At 56.0% G+C, this 20,108-nt stretch carries 20 protein-coding genes; 15 read left to right on the top strand and 5 right to left on the bottom strand.

The window, feature by feature from the left end; genetic code table 11:
• The first annotated feature begins 82 nt into the window (after nucleotides 1–82).
• From MWU60_RS14340 to MWU60_RS14350, 3 genes are all read left to right on the top strand, one after another.
• Nucleotides 83–1,102: a zinc ABC transporter substrate-binding protein gene (locus MWU60_RS14340; RefSeq protein ID WP_247228078.1), complete on the top strand. Its 1,020-nt coding sequence runs from the start codon at nucleotides 83–85 to the stop codon at nucleotides 1,100–1,102.
• 168 nt (nucleotides 1,103–1,270) lie between these two features.
• Complete coding sequence (locus MWU60_RS14345; RefSeq protein WP_247228079.1) at nucleotides 1,271–1,525, top strand: DUF6525 family protein; 255 nt, start codon at nucleotides 1,271–1,273, stop codon at nucleotides 1,523–1,525.
• A 370-nt stretch (nucleotides 1,526–1,895) separates the two neighbouring features.
• Nucleotides 1,896–2,501, top strand: a complete 606-nt coding sequence (locus MWU60_RS14350) for a VPLPA-CTERM sorting domain-containing protein (RefSeq protein WP_247228080.1) — start codon at nucleotides 1,896–1,898, stop codon at nucleotides 2,499–2,501.
• Between the two features lie 103 nt (nucleotides 2,502–2,604).
• On the opposite strand, the gene MWU60_RS14355 is transcribed toward MWU60_RS14350, so the two are convergent.
• From MWU60_RS14355 to MWU60_RS14370, 4 genes are all read right to left on the bottom strand, one after another.
• Complete coding sequence (locus tag MWU60_RS14355; RefSeq protein ID WP_247228081.1) at nucleotides 2,605–3,423, bottom strand: ABC transporter permease; 819 nt, start codon at nucleotides 3,421–3,423, stop codon at nucleotides 2,605–2,607.
• On the bottom strand, nucleotides 3,420–4,310 hold the full coding sequence (locus MWU60_RS14360) for an ABC transporter permease subunit (protein WP_247228589.1): 891 nt from the start codon (nucleotides 4,308–4,310) through the stop codon (nucleotides 3,420–3,422). The genes MWU60_RS14355 and MWU60_RS14360 overlap by 4 nt, the downstream gene beginning before the upstream one ends.
• A 5-nt stretch (nucleotides 4,311–4,315) precedes the next feature.
• Complete coding sequence (locus MWU60_RS14365; RefSeq protein WP_247228082.1) at nucleotides 4,316–5,437, bottom strand: ABC transporter ATP-binding protein; 1,122 nt, start codon at nucleotides 5,435–5,437, stop codon at nucleotides 4,316–4,318.
• A gap of 74 nt (nucleotides 5,438–5,511) precedes the next feature.
• Nucleotides 5,512–6,600 (bottom strand): polyamine ABC transporter substrate-binding protein, encoded by a 1,089-nt coding sequence (locus tag MWU60_RS14370; protein ID WP_247228083.1) that lies wholly within the window; start codon nucleotides 6,598–6,600, stop codon nucleotides 5,512–5,514.
• A gap of 114 nt (nucleotides 6,601–6,714) precedes the next feature.
• Between MWU60_RS14370 and MWU60_RS14375 the strand changes: the two genes are divergently transcribed.
• The 12 genes from MWU60_RS14375 to MWU60_RS14430 all read left to right on the top strand — a co-directional run bounded on the left by MWU60_RS14375 (nucleotide 6,715) and on the right by MWU60_RS14430 (nucleotide 18,086).
• Nucleotides 6,715–7,404 (top strand): GntR family transcriptional regulator, encoded by a 690-nt coding sequence (locus MWU60_RS14375; protein ID WP_247228084.1) that lies wholly within the window; start codon nucleotides 6,715–6,717, stop codon nucleotides 7,402–7,404.
• Nucleotides 7,405–7,502: 98 nt separating this feature from the next.
• Nucleotides 7,503–8,879 (top strand): glutamine synthetase family protein, encoded by a 1,377-nt coding sequence (locus MWU60_RS14380; RefSeq protein ID WP_247228085.1) that lies wholly within the window; start codon nucleotides 7,503–7,505, stop codon nucleotides 8,877–8,879.
• Nucleotides 8,880–8,895: 16 nt separating this feature from the next.
• A complete protein-coding gene (locus MWU60_RS14385) occupies nucleotides 8,896–10,287 on the top strand; it encodes an aspartate aminotransferase family protein (protein WP_247228086.1) in 1,392 nt (463 codons plus the stop codon).
• On the top strand, nucleotides 10,288–11,589 hold the full coding sequence (locus MWU60_RS14390; RefSeq protein WP_247228087.1) for an FAD-binding oxidoreductase: 1,302 nt from the start codon (nucleotides 10,288–10,290) through the stop codon (nucleotides 11,587–11,589).
• Between the two features lie 332 nt (nucleotides 11,590–11,921).
• Nucleotides 11,922–12,092 carry a hypothetical protein gene (locus tag MWU60_RS14395; protein WP_247228088.1) on the top strand — a complete coding sequence of 57 codons (171 nt, stop codon included), beginning with the start codon at nucleotides 11,922–11,924 and terminating at the stop codon, nucleotides 12,090–12,092.
• A gap of 137 nt (nucleotides 12,093–12,229) precedes the next feature.
• Nucleotides 12,230–14,053: a membrane protein insertase YidC gene (gene yidC / locus MWU60_RS14400; protein ID WP_247228089.1), complete on the top strand. Its 1,824-nt coding sequence runs from the start codon at nucleotides 12,230–12,232 to the stop codon at nucleotides 14,051–14,053.
• Entirely contained in the window at nucleotides 14,054–14,809 is a 756-nt protein-coding gene (locus MWU60_RS14405; protein ID WP_247228090.1) for an MOSC domain-containing protein, read from the top strand.
• Between the two features lies 1 nt (nucleotide 14,810).
• Nucleotides 14,811–15,458 carry a ribosome biogenesis GTP-binding protein YihA/YsxC gene (gene yihA / locus MWU60_RS14410; RefSeq protein ID WP_247228091.1) on the top strand — a complete coding sequence of 216 codons (648 nt, stop codon included), beginning with the start codon at nucleotides 14,811–14,813 and terminating at the stop codon, nucleotides 15,456–15,458.
• Between the two features lie 17 nt (nucleotides 15,459–15,475).
• Nucleotides 15,476–16,330, top strand: coding sequence for an acetylglutamate kinase (gene argB, locus MWU60_RS14415; RefSeq protein ID WP_247228092.1), 855 nt, complete (start codon nucleotides 15,476–15,478; stop codon nucleotides 16,328–16,330).
• A 62-nt stretch (nucleotides 16,331–16,392) separates the two neighbouring features.
• Nucleotides 16,393–16,911: a hypothetical protein gene (locus MWU60_RS14420; RefSeq protein ID WP_247228093.1), complete on the top strand. Its 519-nt coding sequence runs from the start codon at nucleotides 16,393–16,395 to the stop codon at nucleotides 16,909–16,911.
• A gap of 39 nt (nucleotides 16,912–16,950) precedes the next feature.
• Nucleotides 16,951–17,562, top strand: coding sequence for a ferredoxin (locus MWU60_RS14425; RefSeq protein WP_247228094.1), 612 nt, complete (start codon nucleotides 16,951–16,953; stop codon nucleotides 17,560–17,562).
• Nucleotides 17,559–18,086 (top strand): histidine phosphatase family protein, encoded by a 528-nt coding sequence (locus MWU60_RS14430; protein WP_247228095.1) that lies wholly within the window; start codon nucleotides 17,559–17,561, stop codon nucleotides 18,084–18,086. The genes MWU60_RS14425 and MWU60_RS14430 overlap by 4 nt, the downstream gene beginning before the upstream one ends.
• 17 nt (nucleotides 18,087–18,103) lie before the next feature.
• Here MWU60_RS14430 and MWU60_RS14435 read toward each other — a convergent pair whose 3' ends face one another.
• Entirely contained in the window at nucleotides 18,104–20,107 is a 2,004-nt protein-coding gene (locus tag MWU60_RS14435; protein ID WP_247228096.1) for an EAL domain-containing protein, read from the bottom strand.
• Between the last annotated feature and the right edge of the window lies 1 nt (nucleotide 20,108).

Genomic DNA, 20,108 nt, shown 5'->3' on the forward strand with positions numbered 1-20,108 from the left:
ATGACTCTTGGTAACGTTATAAAATCACATGAGGTACTTAATGTCCAGAATGCGCGCTTCACTCTCTGCAATTGCAACTTTGATGGGCGGGACTGCCATGGCCGATGTGCCGAATGTGGCCGTGGATATCGCACCTGTGCATTCCCTTGTCGCGCGCGTCATGGAGGGGGTTGGCACCCCCAGCCTTATCCTGCCACCCGGCGCATCCCCCCATGAATATAGCCTGCGGCCGTCCGAGGCGACGGCACTGCAAGACGCTGATATCGTTGTATGGATGGGCCATGATCTGACCCCATGGATGGAAGACGCGGTTGACACACTGGCTGGCAGCGCAAGCGTGGTGACGCTTTTGGAGGCCAAGGAGACAACCTTGCTTGATTTCCGCGAGGGTGCCTTGTTCGAAGCTCATGATCACGACGATGGTGGTGAACACGATCACGACAAAGCGATCGAGGCGGCAGCGCATGACGATCACGACCATGATGACCACGCCAAGGATGACGCGCATGACCATGATGATCACGCCGACCATGAAGGGCATGACCACGATGAGCATACCGAAACTGATGCGCATGAAGGCCATGATCACGGCGCGCATGACCCGCATGCCTGGCTGGCCCCGACAAACGCAACAACATGGCTCAACCTGATCGCAGCACAGCTGTCATCGGCAGACCCTGAAAATGCAGGCACATATTTTGCCAACGCCGCCGCCGCACGGGCCGAGATGGAGGCTCTATCTGCCGAAGTAAACGCCATATTGGCACCCGTCCGTGGCGAAAGTTTTGTCGTGTTCCACGATGCCTATCAGTACTTTGAAACAGATTTCGACTTTCCCGCCTCTGGCGCGATTTCGCTGAGCGATGCCGCAGACCCCAGCCCGGCACGGATCGCGGAGATCCAAGGACGGGTCCGCGAGGAAGGGGTTGCATGTGTACTGGCCGAACCGCAATTCAACGCAGGTTTGGTGACCGCTGTTCTAGACGGAACCGAAGCCAACACTGGCGTGATCGACCCCCTTGGTGTCGATCTAGAGCCGGGTCCAGCACTGTATCCGCAGTTGATCCGCAACATGGCAACCACACTTGCCGACTGCCTTTAGGTCAGAGGGAAACCCAAACGCGAGTGGTCGTATCATGAAGCGTATTATGGCATCTCGCGCAGTTGCGAAGCTGCCTTTGTCGTTGTCCATCTGCCCTTGTCAGCCGGTGCCAGAGCGCCAGACCCGTCTGAATAAGCGCGGCACGGTTCTTAATGCGGAGGGTACCGGGTGAAGCGCAACAATCTGGGGCAAACGACACTGCGCAAGCGGCGACGGCGGGAAGACCCGATGCATGAATTTGACCGGCTTCCGCCAGTTTTGCGCGCGTGGCTGGCCAATGCGGCGCTGCCTTGGCGTCCGCGCTCTGTCCGGCGGGCTTATAACCGCGCGTTGGCGCAAACGGGTGATCCGGCGCAGGCCTTGAACGATTTAGAGCGGCTTCAGGCCATCAAGCTGTCAAGCGATAGACCAATCGACAAATAGGATCAGCACCCGGTCCGTGTGGGTCCGACAAAGTATCAAGCCCAACCTGAAATGTATCAAATGCACGCAAGGTATATTTCTTTGCGACACGTTGTTTTGTCGGGTGAACCGCATACCGACTCACCTAAACTCGACATGAACGAACAACGCACCCTGAAGGTGCAGGGCGGCACAGAATATGCTGTTTCGATTGCGCGATAGCGGGATAAATGGAAACAATCCATCATATCACGGCGCTTTGTACACCAAGCTGGGTCTGCCAAGAATGCTTCTTTGACACACCCCCGATGCATCCGTAAACATAACGTTAATCGTTGGTCTATTTTGGCGGACGATCAGTACATAATGAGTATAATTGGAAGGATAATTAATGCTTAGAACTCTCGCATTGAGCATTGGGCTCTTAATTACATCCCTATCTGCTGCGAATGCTGCGACCTACCGTATTGATGGTTTCCAAAACCTGGTTGCTGACGGCTTTGGATCGACACTGTTCCACGAAGCCTCTGGCTGCGGTGGCATGTGCGGTAACACATTGGATCGCGCGACCGGCGAAGGATCTGGTTGGTGGGACACTGCAACGGGCAGCATTAACTTCGTGATGGACCTTGTTGGCGGCGGAACAGCAACCGCGGATGGTAGCCTTTTCTTGACAGACCGCGCCAATGGCAGCGCCACTGGTCTCGCTGGCTTGATGAACATCGTCATCTCTGGATCGGCACACGGCCAAGATGGCGCATATGAGTTCTACTTTGCTGACGCAGCTCACAACCCGGTTGCGAACTGGTTTGACGACAACATCGTCGGTCTTTGGGGCGGCGGCTTTGTCCAAAGTGACCAAGACGTCGACGGCTTCGGTATTGGCGTAGACTTCCGCATTGAGGTTGCCGCTGTGCCGCTTCCTGCAGGTGTTATCCTGTTGCTAAGCTGCCTGGGTGGTTTCGGCCTGATGCGGCGCCGTCAGCTGGCTGCCTAAACGGTCCATTGCCAGAAGAATAATAGCCCCAGCCGATCAACGAGATCGTGCTGGGGCTTTTTCGTTGGTGGGTCTGATAGGTATCGCGGTGACGCATGAAGCACTAAGTCATCTGCTCCGCCATCTGCTCTTCACGCCTACGGCGCATGACTGCGCGTTTGGTCGTCAGAGATGCAGCAATGGTCCCGATGGTGACCAACCCAATCAGGATTGTGGATAGCGCGTTAATCTCGGGGCTTACCCCTAGACGGATCGAACTGAACACCTTGATCGGTAGCGTTGTGGCAGAAGGTCCGGCCACGAAAGAAGCAATGACCAGATCATCGAGTGATAGCGTCAGCGCCAAAAGCCAACCTGAAATCACCGCCGGTGCAATGATGGGTAACGTCACCAAGCGAAACGCCTCGAACGGTGTGCAACCTAAATCAAGCGCTGCCTCTTCGACGGAACGATCGAAACTGACCAGCCGCGAGCTGACGACTACCGACACATAGCACATCGAAAAGGTTGCATGGGCGAGAATGATCGTGAACAATCCGCGGTCGAGCCCGATCGAGATGAATAATAAGAGCAGCGATAATCCTGTGATCACTTCGGGCATTACCAAGGGCGCATAGATCATTCCGGAAAACAGCGTGCGCCCGTAGAACCGCCCACCCCGCACCAACACATAAGCACCCATCGTGCCGAGGATTGTCGCAATGATGGATGAGAAAAAGCCAACCTTGAACGTGACCCATGCGGCATCAAGGAAGGCTTCGTTCTGCAACAGCTCACCGTACCATTTGGTCGAAAAGCCACCCCAGACGGTCACCAGACGGCTTTCGTTGAAGCTATAGATGATCACCACGATCATCGGGATATAGAGAAATGCAAACCCCAGCGTCAGCGAGGTCGCGTTGAACCATGTCAGCCGCCTCATGTCTCGGCCTCCAGCTGCCTTTGTTCATTGCGCTGATAAAGCACGATGGGGATGATCAGGATCAGCAGCAGGATGACAGCCACCGCGCCAGCGACAGGCCAATCGCGGTTGGCAAAAAATTCCTCGTACAGCACTTTGCCGATCATCAGCGTCTCAGACCCGCCCAGCAGGGACGGGATCACAAATTCGCCCAGCGCCGGGATGAAGACAAGAAAACAGCCCGCGATAATACCAGCCTTCGACAGAGGGATGGTGATGCGCCAGAACGCCTCGGTCCGTGAACAACCTAAATCCTCTGCCGCTTCCAAAAGCGATCCATCCAGTTTGGTTAGCGTGGCATAGATCGGCAGGATCATGAACGGCACGTAAGTGTAGACGATGCCGATATAGACCGCGATGTTCGTGTTCAGGATCGTCAGCGGTTCGTTGATCAAGCCGATCCACATCAGGAACTGATTCAGCATCCCCTCTTGGCTCAGGATACCGATCAGCGAATAGACCCGGATCAGAAAGCTGGTCCAGAACGGCAGGATCACCAGCAACATCAGGGTCGGTTGCCACTCCTTTGGCGCGTTCGCCATGCCGTAGGCGATGGGAAAACCAATAGCCAAGCAGATGAAGGTTGAGATGAAGGCGATCTGCACACTGGAAAGGTAGCTTTTCCAATATAGGTCATCCGTCGCCAGAAACTCGAAATTCTCGAAATCCAGCTGCGACAGGAAATCACGGAAACCCGCCCAGCCTTCGGACAGTTCCAGCGTCGGCGTATAGGGCGGGATCGACAGGGCGATGTCGGATAGAGATATCTTGAAGACGATCAGGAAGGGGACCAGAAACAGGCCCAACAGCCAGAAATAGGGAACCGCGATCAGAGAGAAGCGACGCAGGTTCATCAGTTTTCCAAAATGATACCGGCGGTATCAGTCCATGACAGCCAAACCTCATCGTCCCACGTGAATGGGCGGCTGGCACGGCGGCGTGAATTGGCGGCCTGTGCCTTGATCATAACGCCATTGGGCAACTGCACATGATAGGTTGACAGGTTGCCGAGATAGGCGATGTCCAAGACCTTGCCCTGCACCACATTATTGCGGTCTGTCGGCCTTTCCGCCGAAATCGCCACCTTCTCAGGTCGGATCGCAAAGCTGACCTTGCCGTCATCCATCGGCTTTGACGGCGTGCCAATGATGGGCGGCTGCCCTTCGGCCCAGCCGATCGCCATCGTTTCGCCCTGCTTTGTGGCATGCCCTTCGATGATGTTCACATCACCGATAAAGTCCGCGACATAAGTGCTGTTGGGCGCTTCGTAGATGCGATCCGGAGTATCCACCTGCTTCAGCTTGCCATGATCCATCACCGCCACGCGGGAGGCGACGGTCATCGCCTCTTCCTGATCGTGGGTGACAACAACAAAAGTGGTTCCCGTCTTTTCCTGAATATCCATCAGTTCAAACTGCGTATCCTGCCGCAGTTTCTTATCCAGCGCGGAAAGCGGTTCATCCAGCAACAACAGCTTGGGCGCTTTCGCAAGCGCGCGCGCCAAGGCGACACGTTGGCGCTGCCCACCTGAAATCTGCTCGGGCTTGCGCTGGCCAAACTTCTCGATCTGCACAAGCCGCAGCATTTCCTTCACCCGCGCATCAATCTGATCCTTGGGCAGCTTGTCGCGCTTCAGACCAAAAGCGATATTGTCGTAAACGGTCAAATGCGGGAACAGCGCGTAAGACTGGAACATCATGTTCACGCTACGCTTGTTGGGCGGAATGGGCGAAATATCCTGCCCATCCAGCATGATCGTACCAGATGTCACCTTTTCAAACCCGGCCAACATCCGCATCATCGTGGTCTTACCACAGCCAGAAGGACCGAGCAGCGCGAAGAACTCTTTTTCATAAATGTCGATACTCAGATCATCAATCGCGGTGAAATCACCAAAGCTTTTGGTGACGTTGCGAAACTGGATCAGAGGTTTTTCGGCAGGATCATTCCAAGGCTCAAACACGGTCTCAGACATAGGGATTAGAGCCTTTGGTATGCACAACAGTTGCTGCACCGACCCACATTTGCGCAGGCCGATGCATCTTTATCTTAAGTGCCAGACTTCACACGTGTCCACATGCGCGTGACGAAACGCTGTGATCGCGCGTCATAGGGTGTGGTTGTATAAAGTGTCTCAAGCGTGGCCTCATCGGGATAGATCGCAAGATCACCAATCACATCTTCGATCAAAAATGGCTTCGATGCCGCATTCCCGTTGGCGTAGTAAACATAGTTCGACGCGGCGGCCATGTTTTCAGCGTCCAAGATGAAATCAAGGAAGGCATGTGCACCTTCCGGGTTTGGCGCATCAACAGGGATCGCCATCTGGTCAAACCACATCAGCGCACCTTCAACGGGGGCATTATAAGCAATCTCAACGCCATTATCGGCTTCCCATGCGCGGTCACGCGATTGCAGAATATCGCCGGACCAGCCAAATGCGACGCAGATGTCACCGTTTGCCAAAGCCGAGATATACTCTGAGCTGTGATACTTCTGCACATAGGGGCGGACGGCGGACAGGACTGGCTCTGCCAATGCAAGTACATCTTCGTCTTTGCTGTCAGGATCTTCACCGAGGTACTGCAATGCGGCCGGAATAATCTCAGACGGCGCATCAAGGAAATGCACGCCACATTCTGCCAGCTTTTCCATGTTCTCTGGGTTGAATATCAGTTCGAGCGAGTTGAGAGGAGCATCTTCGCCCAAAATCTCTGTCACCTTGCCGACGTTCACGCCAATGCCCGTGGTGCCCCACATGTAGTTGATCGAGTAGTTCCCGCCGGGATCATATGTCTCGGTGCGCGCTTCCACGACATCCCAAAGATTGCCAATGTTGCTCAGTTTGGACTTGTCCAACTGTTGAAAGGCCCCAGCCGAAATCTGGCGCTGTAGGAACGTCGCCGAAGGCACCACAACATCATAGCCTGATCCGCCTGCCAGCAGTTTGGTTTCCAAAACTTCGTTGCTGTCAAAGACGTCGTAGATCAGCTCATACCCGGTTTCTTCCTCAAACTTGGTCAGCAGGTCTTCGTCTATGTAGTCAGACCAATTATAGACCCGTACCTCTTCCGCCCAACCAGCCTGAGCGGCAAGCACAAGCGCCGCAAGCGCGGTGCAGGATTTCGTTTTGAGCATGTAAACCTCCGTTGGATTGTCCCGTCATCGAAAATAGCTTTGATGAAATCAGAGGTCTTTGCAATCCTGCTTGCGTTAATTTGATAGGTTTTGACATGACAGGGGCTTTATGAGATGCCAAATGCCTTGGAGGCGGGCAGAAACATGAACCAGATGGTCAGCAAAAAGCCGGAACATGAAACGATATATCAGCGCGTGAAAGAGATGATTCTGTTTGGCGAGGTTGTGCCGGGGCAGCCGGTTACAATTCACGGGCTAGCAGACATGATTGGCACCGGCGTCACACCCGCGCGCGAGGCGATCCGACGCCTGACCGCCGAGGGCGCCCTTGTCACCCGCGAAAATCGCCGCATTGAAGTACCCGCCATGACAGCCCATCGGCTACAGCAGATTGAACTGGTGCGCCTAACCGTTGAACCAGCACTGGCCGAGGCCGCAGCAAGCAACTGCAAACCCCAGGATATCAAAGCGTTGGAGCAATTGGATGCGCGTGTCGATGCCGCAATCGTAGGCGGCGATATTCGGGGCTATCTTGAGGCAAATTACCACTTCCACTTTCATTTATATGGTTTGGCGGATGCGCAAATTCTGCGCCGCATCGCCGAAACACTATGGCTGCGTATCGGACCATCGCTGCGCGTCGTTTGCGGCAGATATGGGACCGCCAATCTGACAGATCACCACCGCGCCGCGACCCAAGCGCTGCAAAGCGACAATGCGGCAATGACCCGTGACGCCATCGCGCAGGATATTCGGCAGGGCATGGACTTTGTCCGTCAGTCTGTCGTCACCACAGAAAGTTAGCACCACAATACTGCGGTCAATTGACTACCATCAAACTTTTGATCAAATTGTCGAAAATGGATCACCACCCCTATCAGTTCCACCCAAAGGACCCACCAATGGCACCGACGAACACCCCGCACTGGCAAGACAATTTGTCGGAAGAGTTCGCAGCCTACGCGCAGGGCAACAAAATCGACGGGGTCGAGTGCATTGTTCCCGATCTCGTAGGCACCTCGCGAGGCAAGACGATGCCAACGGTCAAATTCCAGCCGAACGCAGAAATGGCACTGCCCATTTCGCTTTTTTATCAGACAATATCTGGCGAATACGTCGATATGGATATTGAAAACCAGTGGCTTGAAAAAGACGTGGTGCTGAAGCCGGACATGACGACCGCCTGTGCGATCCCTTGGGCAGATGATGTATCATTGCAGGTCATTTGCGATATGTTCAACCGCGATGGGTCACCGCTTGCGATAGCGCCACGCACGATCCTGCAAAAGGTGATGCAGGCCTACATCGACAAAGGCTGGAAGCCGGTCATCGCGCCTGAACTGGAATTCTACCTGACAACCCCGAACCTTGACCCCAATGATCCTATCGAAACGCCTGTGGGGCGCACCGGGCGCAAAGTGCCCAGCCGTCAGGTCTATTCCATGGTGGCCGTTGATGAATACGGGCCGGTGATCGACACCATCTACGACTATGCCGAACATCAAGGCCTGTCGATTGATACGCTGATCCAGGAAGGCGGTGCGGGCCAGATTGAGATCAACTTGATGCACGGCGATCCGCTGCACTTGGCCGATCAGGTGTTTTATTTCAAACGCACCATCCGTGAAGCCGCGCTCAAGAACAATGTCTTCGCGACCTTCATGGCCAAGCCCAAACGCGATGAACCCGGCAGTGCGATGCATGTGCACCAAAGCGTCATCGACACGAAAACCGGGCAAAACATCTTTTCCGCCGAAGACGGCAGCGCGACCGATCTGTTCCGCTGGTTCATTGGCGGCTCGCAGAAATACCTGATGCAGATCATTCCGCTGCTGGCCCCTTACGTCAATTCCTACCGCCGCATCACCGTGGACGGGCAAAGCGCACCGGCAAACCTTGAATGGGCTACTGACAACCGGACCACCGGTTTGCGTGTCCCACATTCCGGACCCGAGGCGCGCCGCCTTGAAAACCGCGTGATCGGTATGGATTGCAATCCCTACATCGCCATCGCCGCGTCGTTGGCTTGCGGGTATCTTGGCATGCTCAACAAGGTTGAACCGCGTGCTGAGGCCACCAAGGAAGTGTGGGAGGCTGACGTGCCCCTGCCCGCCAGCCTGCGCGAGGCACTGGAGTACTTTGAAGAGGCCGCTGAAATCCGTGCACTGTTGGGCGAAGATTTCTGCCGCCTCTACGAGCAGATCAAACTCGCCGAAAACGAAGAATACCAACGCGAAATCTCGCCTTGGGAACGCCGCCACCTTCTTTTGAACGTCTGATCAGAGGTCACAGCCAATGAACGTGCTTACGAACTATCCGCCGACCGATGAATTGCAGGCGCTGGATGCAGCCCACCACCTGCATCCCTTTACGCATGCCAACGCACTTGCCGCCAAAGGTCCGCGTGTCATCACATCCGCCAAAGGTGTGTGGCTGAAAGACAGCGATGGCGAAGAGATCATCGACGGCATGGCAGGCCTATGGTGTGTAAACATCGGCTACGGTCGCGATGAACTCGCAGAGGCCGCCGCGCGCCAGATGAAGGAACTGCCTTTCTACAATACCTTCTTTCAAACCACCCATGTGCCCGCCATCATGCTGGCCAAAAAACTGGCGGAACTAGCGCCCGAAAACCTGAACCAAGTGTTCTTTGCCAGTGGTGGATCAGACGCCAATGACACCAATATCCGCCTTGTGCGCACCTATTGGGCCGAGAAGGGTCAACCAGAACGCGATGTGATTATTTCGCGGTGGAATGCCTATCACGGCTCTACCATAGGCGGCACGTCATTGGGCGGGATGAAGGGTATGCACGGCCAAGGCGGCCTGCCCATCCCCGGCATTGAATTCATAGACCAGCCGAACTGGTGGTCTGAGGGCGGCGATATGACACCCGAGGACTTCGGGTTAGAGCGCGCGCGGCAGTTGGAAGAAAAGATCAAGGAAATCGGTCCGGAAAGGGTCGGCGCCTTCATCGCCGAGCCAATCCAAGGGGCTGGCGGTGTGATTGTACCACCCGAGACCTACTGGCCCGAAATCCAGCGGATCGTGAAAAAATACGGCATCCTGCTGATCGCAGATGAAGTGATCTGCGGCTTCGGCCGCACCGGCAACTGGTTCGGCTCGCAAACCGTGGGGATCGAACCTGACATCATGACGATCGCTAAGGGTCTCAGTTCTGGCTACATCCCCATCGGCGGCTCTATCGTGTCAGACGAAGTCGCCGCCGTTCTGCGCGAAACAGAATTCAACCATGGCTATACCTATTCCGGACACCCGGTGGCCTGTGCTGTCGCCTTGGAAAACCTGCGCATCCTCGAAGAGGAAGGCATGGTCGATAATGTGCGCAACGTGACCGCACCCTACCTGCGCAAAAAATGGGAAGCGCTTGCCGATCATCCATTGGTGGGCGAAGCGAAGATCGTTGGCATGATGGCCTCTATCGCGCTGACCCCTGACAAGGCCAGCCGCGCGGCCTTTCCCGATCCCGGCACGGTAGGGTTCATCTGCCGCGACCGCTGTTTTGCCAACAACATCATCATGCGCAGCGTGGGGGACCGGATGATCATCTCGCCTCCGCTGTCGATCACCCGCGATGAAATCGACATTTTGATGGAACGCGCGCGCAAGTCACTGGATGAGTGTTACGAGAAACTGAAAGCCGACGATCTGCTGAAGGTGGGCTAAATGGACCTGCTCACCGCGAACGATAAGCCGGGCGAATACCCGCGGTCGTACTATGCGGACAGTGCCAAGCATCTGGACCGGTTTCCGCCGGCAATAGGTGATCTGGAATGCGATGTTTGCGTTGTTGGGGCCGGTTTCACAGGACTATCCACCGCCTATCATCTGGCCCAGCGCGGCTATGACGTGGTGGTGGTTGAGGCCCAGCGCGTCGGCTTTGGTGCATCCGGGCGCAACGGCGGGCAGGCCAGTATGGGGCAGCGCCGCGATCAAGAAGACCTTGAGGCGATGGTCGGCGATGCCCATGCCCGCGCGCTTTGGGATATCGGCGCGCAAGCCGTCGATTTGGTGCGCACGCTTTGCACAAAGGACGAAGTACACACGACCTTTCACCCCGGCATCGTGCACACTGCCAACCGCAAGCGCGACCACGCACATAACCAAGCATACGTCGATCATATGCGACACAAATACAGCTATGACAAAGTCAGCCTTCTTGACGCTGACGCGTGCCGCCAGATCGTGAATTCACCTGCCTATCATGGTGGCGTATTGGACATGGGGTCAGGCCATGTGAACCCGCTTGAACTGGTGCTGGGATTGGCGCGGCTGGCCGTGACATCAGGTGCGCGCATCTTTGAGGGGTCCAAAGTCGAACGTGTTGATGAAGGCGATCCGGCCACCGTCACCACAGCACAGTCCACGATTAAAGCCCGCTATGTCGTCTTGGGCTGCAACGGCTACCTTGGCACGATGCACAAACATGTGGCCGCGCGGGTGATGCCAATCAACAACTTTATCGTCTCGACCAAACCAATGTCACCCGAGGCGCAAGAACAGATCATCCGCAACAACTATGCCGTGGCCGACAGCAAGTTCGTCGTGAACTATTTTCGGTTTTCCGAAGATCACCGGCTGCTTTTTGGCGGCGGCGAAAGCTATGGGTATATATTCCCTACCGATATCGCGGGTGCCGTGCGTAAACCTCTGGCCGAGATTTTCCCGCAACTCCAAGACGTCGAAATCGACCACGCATGGGGCGGCACCCTTGGAATCACAATGAACCGAATGCCGCATTACGAACGGATTGCGGGAAACATCCTGACAATGTCAGGGTTTTCCGGCTCGGGTGTCGCGCTGGGCACATTGTCCGGCCAAATCGCTGCCGAGGCCATCGCAGGGCAGGCAGAACGGTTCGACGTGATGGCAAAGGTCCCCACGCTGTCCTTCCCGGGTGGGCCCCGGTTCAGGTCGCCCTTGCTGGTGCTGGCAATGCTCTGGTATAGCCTGCGCGACAGGCTTTAGAGCAACACGTCAGACCTGCGCTCGCTCAAGAATTTGCATTATTGGGCGCAATAGCGCATTAAACGGGTGACTTAAGGTCAAGTTTAGTTAACCAAGCTGTCCGATGATGCTTGTAATCAGTCATTCGGATAGTTCTTATGCACAAATAAGGCGGAGGGTGTGCCTTTTTGTCCTGATATGGCGGTTTAACACGTATGAAACGTAGTAAGTTTAAGATTTTTAAAGCTTTTTGCAATTTCGCAAACAACAACTTTTTAGCCCAGAAGCGGCCCCAATTTGACCCAGATGACGGGCTAGCCTTCTTGCAGACTATTTGTGAAAGGTGACTTCGTATGAAAGATGCAGCGCAATCCATGACCCAGCGCGAAGCTGCCCAGGCGTTCTATGGGCAAGATGAATCGTCATTTTATGATATGGTGGCCAAGCTGGCGGCAAACGACCCCCGCTTGAGCGACGTGTTCAAGAGCACGCGCCGCCGCTTCCTTGAAGCGAAGAAGTCCTAAACAGACCGGGCGACACCAACCCACGCGCTCACAACTGCTTCAAACCGTCCAAAATCCTTGAAAACAGCTTGACCTTTCGGCCCCTGACAGGTTGAACCGGGGCCAGACTTTTTACAAGAAATGTGGGCTGTTTTCAGATGGACGACCAGAACAAGAACCTGATCTTGGCGACGGTACTGAGCTTTGCTGTCATCGTTGCGTGGACAACATTGTTCCCACCAGAGGATCTGCCAGTCGATCCGGCGACTGAAGCCGCCCAAACGCTTGAAGACCCCACACTGCCAACCGCAGACCCAGTGGCCCCCGCTGCCACCACTCCGACGGAAGCGCCTGAACCTGTGGCCCAAGCGCCACGCGTTGCGATTGAAACGGGTGAGTTTAGCGGATCTATTTCCTTGTTGGGTGGGCGCATTGATGACCTTGCTCTGACCAATTACCGCGAAACGATTGAGGAAGACGCCGAAGTGGTGCGCCTGCTGAAACCTGTCGGCGAACCGGGTGCTTACTTTGCGTCCTTTGGCTGGACCGCAATTGACGGGCTCGACGCGTCAGCAGTCCCCGGCCCGGACACATTGTGGTCATTGGAAAGCGGCGACACACTGACCCCCAACAGCCCGGTCACACTGTCGTGGGATAATGGCGCGGGTCAGCTGTTTCGCACGCAGGTTTCCGTCGATGACGCCTTTATGTTTACATTCGACCAAAGCGTCGAAAACGCGACCAGCACCCCAGTATCAGCGCGACCCTATGGTCTGCTGCGCCGCCACGGTCAGCCCGATGACCTGAAGAACTTTTTCATCCTGCATGAAGGCATGGTGCGGATGACCGACGGTGAGCTGGAAGAAACCGGCTATGATGACATCACCGAATATGCAGTCGACCCCCGCGAGCGCACACAGGCCGAACGTCTGGATGCCACCGCCTCTGGCTGGATTGGCTACACCGACCACTATTGGATGACGACGCTGATCCCCGAACAGGGTGTCCCGTTCCGGTCGACCTCCAAATACTTTGATGCCCGCGACCTGTACCAAGCCGAAGCTGTCATGCCGATTTCGACCGTTGCGGCTGGCGAAACGGCGACAGTTACAACACGCCTTTTCGCCGGCGCAAAGGAATGGGAAGCGATCCGCAGCTACGAAAACGAAGGCGGTGTTGACGGCTTTCTGGACAGCATCGACTGGGGTTGGTTCTTTTTCCTGACCAAGCCGATCTTTGCACTGCTGCACTATCTCAATATCTTTATCGGCAACATGGGTTGGTCGATCCTTGCACTGACCGTGATCCTGAAAATCATCGTGCTGCCGCTGGCCTATAAGTCCTACGTGTCGATGGCCAAGATGAAAGAGCTTCAGCCAGAAATGGAAGCGCTGAAAGAACGCACGGGCGACGATAAGCAAGCCATGCAGCAAGGCATGATGAAGCTTTACAAGGACAACAAGGTAAACCCCGCTGCCGGTTGTTTGCCGATTCTTCTGCAAATCCCGATCTTCTTCTCGCTCTATAAGGTGATCTTTGTCACCATCGAGTTGCGGCATGCCCCCTGGATCGGCTGGATTGATGACCTTTCTGCGCCCGATCCATCATCCTTCATCAACCTTTTCGGCCTGCTGCCCTTCGCCAGCCCGGAGCCCGGTTCGATCCTCGCGCTCATCTTTATTGGTATCCTGCCGATCTTGCTGGGTGTTTCCATGTGGCTACAGCAAAAGCTGAACCCGGCCCCAACAGACGCCACGCAACAGATGATCTTTGCGTGGATGCCTTGGGTCTTTATGTTCATGCTGGGGTCATTCGCGTCGGGTCTGGTGCTTTACTGGATTGCCAACAACATCATTACGTTTATCCAGCAATACGCGATTATGCGCAGCCATGGGGCCAAACCGGATGTGTTTGGCAACATCAAAGCAAGTGTGAAGAAAAAGGCCGCAGCCGCCGAGACCGATAAGAAAGAAGGCAAGTAGATGCCGCGTGTCGCCGCACTGTGGCGGCACCCCATCAAGAGCCACGGGCGTGAGGCGCTGGATGCTGTGACGCTGGCCCCCGGACAGACCATGCCTTGGGATCGCGCTTGGGCTGTGATGCACGCGCGATCAAAATTTGATGCCAAAGCACCTGCTTGGGTTAGCTGTCGAAACTTCATGATTGGGGTCAGCACCCCCGGGCTTGCCGGTATCTGGGCCCGCTTTGATGAGGCAACGGGCATCATGCATCTGCGCCACGACGCGCTGGGCGACATCAGCTTTGATCCTGACAACGCCGATGACGCTGCGCGCTTCATTGCATGGGTCAGCCCCGTTTGTCCTGCTGAGTCGTTCAAGCCAACAGGGCTTGCGAAAGCGCCTGAGCGTGGGATGACGGACAGCGACTATCCATCCGTGTCCATCATGACCCAATCCAGCCATAACGCGGTGTCCCAAAAACTGGGTCGCCCGCTTGAGATTGAACGCTGGCGTGGCAACATCTGGCTGGACGGTGCTGGCCCGTGGGAAGAGTTCGAATGGCTTGGCAAAGACATCCAAATCGGCGAGGCCGTGCTGCATGTTGTCGAACCGATTGAGCGCTGCAAACACACGATGGCCAATCCGCGCACCGGGAAGCGCGACGCAGATACTCTGGCCGCTTTGCGCGACGGCTGGAACCATCAGAATTTTGGCGTCTATGCCAAGGTGATCAAGGGCGGTAAGGTCGCCCTGAACGACACGGCAAAGGTAGTCTGACATGGAAATGCGCTTTCCCGAAGCGGAAGAGCCTGACGCACAAGCGCTTGAAAAAGGCCGCCTGCTGTTCGCTGGTGAAACGGAATTCGTCAAAGGCGTCGTGGCAATGGACGGCTTGCCGCCCGCCGACAGGATTGAAGTGTGTTTTGCGGGGCGGTCCAACGTCGGAAAGTCATCGCTGATCAACGCGGTGACCGGGCGCAAAGGGTTGGCGCGGGCCTCTAACACACCGGGGCGCACACAAGAGATCAACTTTTTCACAGCCGGCGATATCTATGTCGTTGACCTGCCCGGCTATGGTTTTGCGAACGCCCCGGTGGAGGTAGTTGAAAAATGGCAGCGGTTGCTCAAGCAATATCTGCAAGGACGGCAAACCCTGCGCCGGGTTTTCGTGCTGATCGACGCGCGGCATGGGGCGAAAGCCGTGGATGAAGAAATCATGTCACTGCTTGATAGCGCTGCGGTGACCTTCCAAGTTGTGATGACCAAAATTGACAAGCTGAAGGGCGAGTCGCTGCAAGCATCCCTTGATAAGACACGCGCGGCGTTGGCCAAACACCCAGCGGCCTTTCCAGAACTGATCTTGTCATCGTCGGAAAAGGGTGACGGCATCGAAACCCTGCGGGCCGTCATTGCGGGCATTGAATGAAGACAAGGACCGAAGACATGAACCGTGATTGGATCGCCACCGCCCGGACGCTCAGCGAAGCCCTGCCCTACATGCAGCGCTATGCCGGTGCGACTGTGGTGATCAAACTTGGTGGTCACGCCATGGGCAGCGATGACGCGATGCGCGGCTTTGCGCGCGACGTGGTGCTGATGCGGCAGGTCGGGTTGAACCCTGTCGTGGTGCATGGCGGCGGGCCGATGATCAACGAGATGCTGGACAAGCTGAATATCAAATCAGAGTTCGTGAACGGCAAACGAGTGACCGATCAGGCGACAATGGACGTGGTCGAGATGGTGCTTTCAGGTCAGGTGAACAACCGGCTGGTGCAGGCGATCTGCGAGGAAGGCGGCAAAGCTGTGGGGCTGTCAGGCAAAGACGCCCGGCTGGTGATCTGCGAACAGGCTGATCCGGCGATGGGCTTTGTCGGCAAACCAGTTGCCGTTGACCCTACGGTCCTGCGTGATCTGCATGCCGCTGATGCGATCCCGGTGATTGCACCACTCGGCATGGGTCGGAACGGCGAGACATTTAACATGAACGGCGATACCGCGGCAGGAGCCATCGCGGGTGCGCTTAAGGCAGACCGCCTTTTGCTTTTGACAGATGTCGAAGGCGTGAAGGACAAGTCAGGCGAAGTCTTGACCGAAATTGATCCCAAAATCATCCCCGACCTCATCGCTGACGGCACCATCGCAGGCGGCATGATCCCCAAGACGGAAACGGCGCTGGCCGCAATGAACGACGGCGTGCGCGCGGTTGTTATCCTTGATGGACGCGCACCTAACGCCTGCTTGCTAGAGTTGTTCACTGACCACGGCGCCGGTTCGTTGATTCGCAAACCAAAGTCATGATATCCCTACTTTGGGTAAATGACCTCCTCTGATACCGTGTTGGCAGGAAAGTGAGGGCTCCAATGAAACCTGTCACCCCCGCCATTGCACTGCTCATTGCAACCATCGCCAACCCAGCAAGTGCCGCAGTCGAAAACTGTATGGTCGATACCTGGATCGCGGATATGAGTGATATCGCCGATATGATGGCGCTACAGATGCAAGGGGCCGCAACGCCCGTCGGCGGTGAAGTATCCATGCAAATCGCGGATGACGGCAGCTTTACCTTGCTTGCGGACGACATGATCATCAACGTGCAGGTGCCAAATGTCCCTCCGATGGATGTCAAAGTTGTCGGATACAGCGCCGGTCAGTTTGACGCGGCAGATAATGTTTTTCTGGCCTCGGTCAATGACTACAGCTTGGTCGGCTCGGCTGATGTTCTGGGGCAGACGATGGAAATCCCGTTTTCATCAGATACCGGCATGGGCGGCGGCGGCACCGGCTGGTTTGAATGTGCGGGCGACACACTTCGTTTTGAAGCGACCGTCGGCGGCCTAACAGACGAAAACCGGATGCCCCGGCTTTGGCGCAGACGGTAGGCTCTGGTCATCCAGCGCGCACTCTCTAAAGTCGTGCCCATGAAACGCGATGTTCTAAGCGATGCTTTATACCCGATTGGCCTGCGACGGCTGGGCGATTGCCCTGATGGCGCCGGCACGATCACACTGATCGGCCCGGACGAACCGCGGTTTTGGCCGATATTTTGCGAAAGCTCTGAATACAAGGACGATGCGGCGGACCCAATGGACCGCTGGTCCCAGCGCGTCATCACCGAGGTCGCCGATCAGCTGGACGCAGAACCACTGTTCCCCTTCGGCGGTCCGCCATATGCGCCCTTCTTCACATGGGCCAAACAAACGGGGCGGTTCTGGGCGTCACCGATTGGGTTTCTGGTGCATGATAGCGGAGGGCTCTTCACGTCGTTCCGTGGCGCGCTGCGGTGGCGAAAGCCCGCGGAGCTTGGCACCGGCCCGCAACCTTGCGTTACCTGCGCAAAACCCTGTGCGATTGCCTGCCCGGTTGGCGCATTCAACGACGGCTATGACGTGGCCGCCTGCAAAGCCCATGTCGCCTCATCCGCTGGCAAAATCTGCCGCACCGAAGGCTGCCTTGCCCGCCGCGCCTGTCCTGTGGGCCAAGGCAACCGCCTGCCCGCCCAAGCCGCTTTCCATATGGAGGCCTTTCTATGACCCTGCGCCTGATCCTGATCCGCCACGCGAAATCCAGTTGGAGCGATCCTTTCGCTGACGATCACGCAAGAGTTCTGAACAAACGGGGACAAGCGTCGGCCACAGCGATTGGCAAGTGGATGGCGCAGGAAGGGTATGTACCGGATGTGGTGCTCTGCTCTGACGCGGCGCGGACGCAGGAAACGGCTGCGCTTGTCATCGCGGCCCTCGACCCTCAACCAGCGCTTCAGCTTTCGGGCGACATCTATCACGCGGCCCCTGATACAATCCTTGAGATGGTTCGAAGGCAGACCGACCAAACGATCGCCGTTATCGGCCACAACCCTGGGATCGGGATGTTGGCAAACGGGCTGGTGAAATCTGCCCCTGATCATCACCGGTTCAGCGACTACCCGACCTGTGCGAGTACGGTGATTGATTTTACGGCTAATAAGTGGGCTGCAGTCCAACCACGCACCGGGCATTGCAAAGCCTTTGTTGTGCCACGCGATCTGATTGGAACGGCAAACCACGACATCGAATAGACATTGGGTGCTTAGGGTCAGGACGCAGGGCGTTCCAACAGCGGCCGAGCACTTGCCATGGCCGAAGCAAGAGCATCATCACGCGGCATTGGCGCATCGAAGAAAAAGCCTTGTGCTTTGCGCGCGCCCATCGCCAAAACAATATCCGCTTGCTGCCGCGTCTCAATCCCTTCAACTGTCGCATCCAGCCCAAGATTGCGCGCAATATCAAGCACTGCATCCAACAAGAACCGGGCCGCGTCCGAGGTTTCGATATCCTGAACCAAGGAGCGATCAATTTTAATTTCATCGGCAACTGTGGTGCGTAAATAGGCCAAAGACGAAAAGCCCGCGCCAAAATCATCAATCGAAACCTTCGCGCCAATACTATGGATTGCAGACACAATCTGTTTGGCTTTGTCCCAGTCCTGCATTTCGGCTGTTTCTGTAATCTCAATCACAAGAAGGTCCGATTCAAGCCCCGACTCGATCAACGCCTGCGCCACCGTTTCGACGAACTTGAGCGAATTGAAATGTAGGGTTGAAAAGTTAACGCTGACCGAAAAACGCGTGCCGTTGCGGCGATTGAAATCAGCGATATCGCGGGTGGCGTTTGACAGGATAGTGCAATCAATATCAGCGATAATGCCACTCTCCTCGGCCGTTGAGATAAAGACGCTTGGGGGGACGATCACGTCATTGCGCCGCCAACGGGCAAGCGCCTCAAACCCAAAGACTTCTTCGGTGACAAGGTCCACCTTTGGCTGCAAATAGTACTCAAGACTGCCATCGGCGATCGCCTGCGGCAGTTCTTCAACCATGGCGCGCCGTTCCAGAAACTGTCGTTCAAGCACTTCGTCGTAGATGGTGAACTTGCCCTTCCCATCCGACTTTGACGCATAAAGCGCAAAATCAGCCACGCGGGTAAGACCGTCAACGGTCAGATCGACCTCCCCACCAAGGTGGGCCTTTGTCGCCAACCCAATACTGGCGGCAACAGCCACAGATTCGCCTTCAAAAACAATCGGCCGGGCAATCGCCGTGATGATCGCATCGCAGATCTGCATCAGCGATGGTACATCCTGCGTCATACAGACAACCGCGAACTCATCCCCGCCAAGACGTGCGGCGAAACCGTCATGCGACGAACAGTAAGGTGTCAGGGTAGCCGCAACATGCCGCAGGATATCGTCGCCAGCGGCATGGCCATAGGTATCATTGATCTGCTTGAAACCATCCAGATCGACCAGCAACAAGGCCAGCCTTCTTCTTTGAACCAGCAGACCGGTCAATCGGTCCTGAAACTGTACCCTGTTGGGCAATCCGGTCAACGGATCAAAGAAAGCCAAGTGCCTGACCCTCTCTTCGGCCTCTCGGCGGGCCTGTTTAGCCATCACCTCTTTGCGCAACAAAGCGGTTGCGGCGATACCAAGGACCGATAATCCCAGCAGCGTCACCCAAACGACGGTTCGCTGATTTTCAACTGCAGAAGTTTGTCCCAATAACAGGCCATCCTGCAATTGCCTCATCTTGTCCAGGTAGACGACCAGCGCCTCCCGCGCGGTTTGCGTCTGGGCAATTAACGCAGCAGCGGCACCGTCGAGATCACGAAAGTCAGTTGCAATCGCCTCATCCGCCACGCTTTGTGCCCGCAGAAGCGCATCAATGGCGTCATCAGCTTCTTTCAAGAAGCTGCGCCCGGATTGTATCTGGCGAAACGTATCTGTCCTGACAAAGAGAAAATCCGATGCCGCGCGAAAATCAGCAACAGCTTCATCGGTCATGACGCCGCGCAAAGATGCTTCTTGAATAATAAGAACCAGCCGATGCAAGTCGCTGATTGCGATATAGCCGTTGCGCAGCTGGCGGTCATTGAATGATTGATGCGTGGAACGAAGGTTGGTCACGGCGGCCTGCACGTAATAGCCCGCAACAAGGCAAGTCGTCAGAATAGCGAAGACGCAGACAGCCACAGTGCGCCGTCGCAGGAACAGCGCGCTTATTCTTTCGAATTTGCCTTGTTTTGAGGAAGATGCCTCCAAC

The organism is Yoonia sp. F2084L, from assembly GCF_023015625.1.
GTDB lineage: Bacteria > Pseudomonadota > Alphaproteobacteria > Rhodobacterales > Rhodobacteraceae > Yoonia.

What these genes read in the sequence shown, in the direction of transcription:
- MWU60_RS14340 (WP_247228078.1), top strand. Translation starts at nt 83, where the DNA reads ATGGGCGGGACTGCCATGGCCGATGTGCCGAATGTGGCCGTGGATATC.
- MWU60_RS14350 (WP_247228080.1), top strand. Translation starts at nt 1,896, where the DNA reads ATGCTTAGAACTCTCGCATTGAGCATTGGGCTCTTAATTACATCCCTA.
- MWU60_RS14355 (WP_247228081.1), bottom strand. Translation starts at nt 3,423, where the DNA reads ATGAGGCGGCTGACATGGTTCAACGCGACCTCGCTGACGCTGGGGTTT.
- MWU60_RS14365 (WP_247228082.1), bottom strand. Translation starts at nt 5,437, where the DNA reads ATGTCTGAGACCGTGTTTGAGCCTTGGAATGATCCTGCCGAAAAACCT.
- MWU60_RS14370 (WP_247228083.1), bottom strand. Translation starts at nt 6,600, where the DNA reads ATGCTCAAAACGAAATCCTGCACCGCGCTTGCGGCGCTTGTGCTTGCC.
- MWU60_RS14375 (WP_247228084.1), top strand. Translation starts at nt 6,715, where the DNA reads ATGCCAAATGCCTTGGAGGCGGGCAGAAACATGAACCAGATGGTCAGC.
- MWU60_RS14380 (WP_247228085.1), top strand. Translation starts at nt 7,503, where the DNA reads ATGGCACCGACGAACACCCCGCACTGGCAAGACAATTTGTCGGAAGAG.
- MWU60_RS14385 (WP_247228086.1), top strand. Translation starts at nt 8,896, where the DNA reads ATGAACGTGCTTACGAACTATCCGCCGACCGATGAATTGCAGGCGCTG.
- MWU60_RS14390 (WP_247228087.1), top strand. Translation starts at nt 10,288, where the DNA reads ATGGACCTGCTCACCGCGAACGATAAGCCGGGCGAATACCCGCGGTCG.
- MWU60_RS14395 (WP_247228088.1), top strand. Translation starts at nt 11,922, where the DNA reads ATGAAAGATGCAGCGCAATCCATGACCCAGCGCGAAGCTGCCCAGGCG.
- yidC (WP_247228089.1), top strand. Translation starts at nt 12,230, where the DNA reads ATGGACGACCAGAACAAGAACCTGATCTTGGCGACGGTACTGAGCTTT.
- MWU60_RS14405 (WP_247228090.1), top strand. Translation starts at nt 14,054, where the DNA reads ATGCCGCGTGTCGCCGCACTGTGGCGGCACCCCATCAAGAGCCACGGG.
- yihA (WP_247228091.1), top strand. Translation starts at nt 14,811, where the DNA reads ATGGAAATGCGCTTTCCCGAAGCGGAAGAGCCTGACGCACAAGCGCTT.
- argB (WP_247228092.1), top strand. Translation starts at nt 15,476, where the DNA reads ATGAACCGTGATTGGATCGCCACCGCCCGGACGCTCAGCGAAGCCCTG.
- MWU60_RS14420 (WP_247228093.1), top strand. Translation starts at nt 16,393, where the DNA reads ATGAAACCTGTCACCCCCGCCATTGCACTGCTCATTGCAACCATCGCC.
- MWU60_RS14425 (WP_247228094.1), top strand. Translation starts at nt 16,951, where the DNA reads ATGAAACGCGATGTTCTAAGCGATGCTTTATACCCGATTGGCCTGCGA.
- MWU60_RS14430 (WP_247228095.1), top strand. Translation starts at nt 17,559, where the DNA reads ATGACCCTGCGCCTGATCCTGATCCGCCACGCGAAATCCAGTTGGAGC.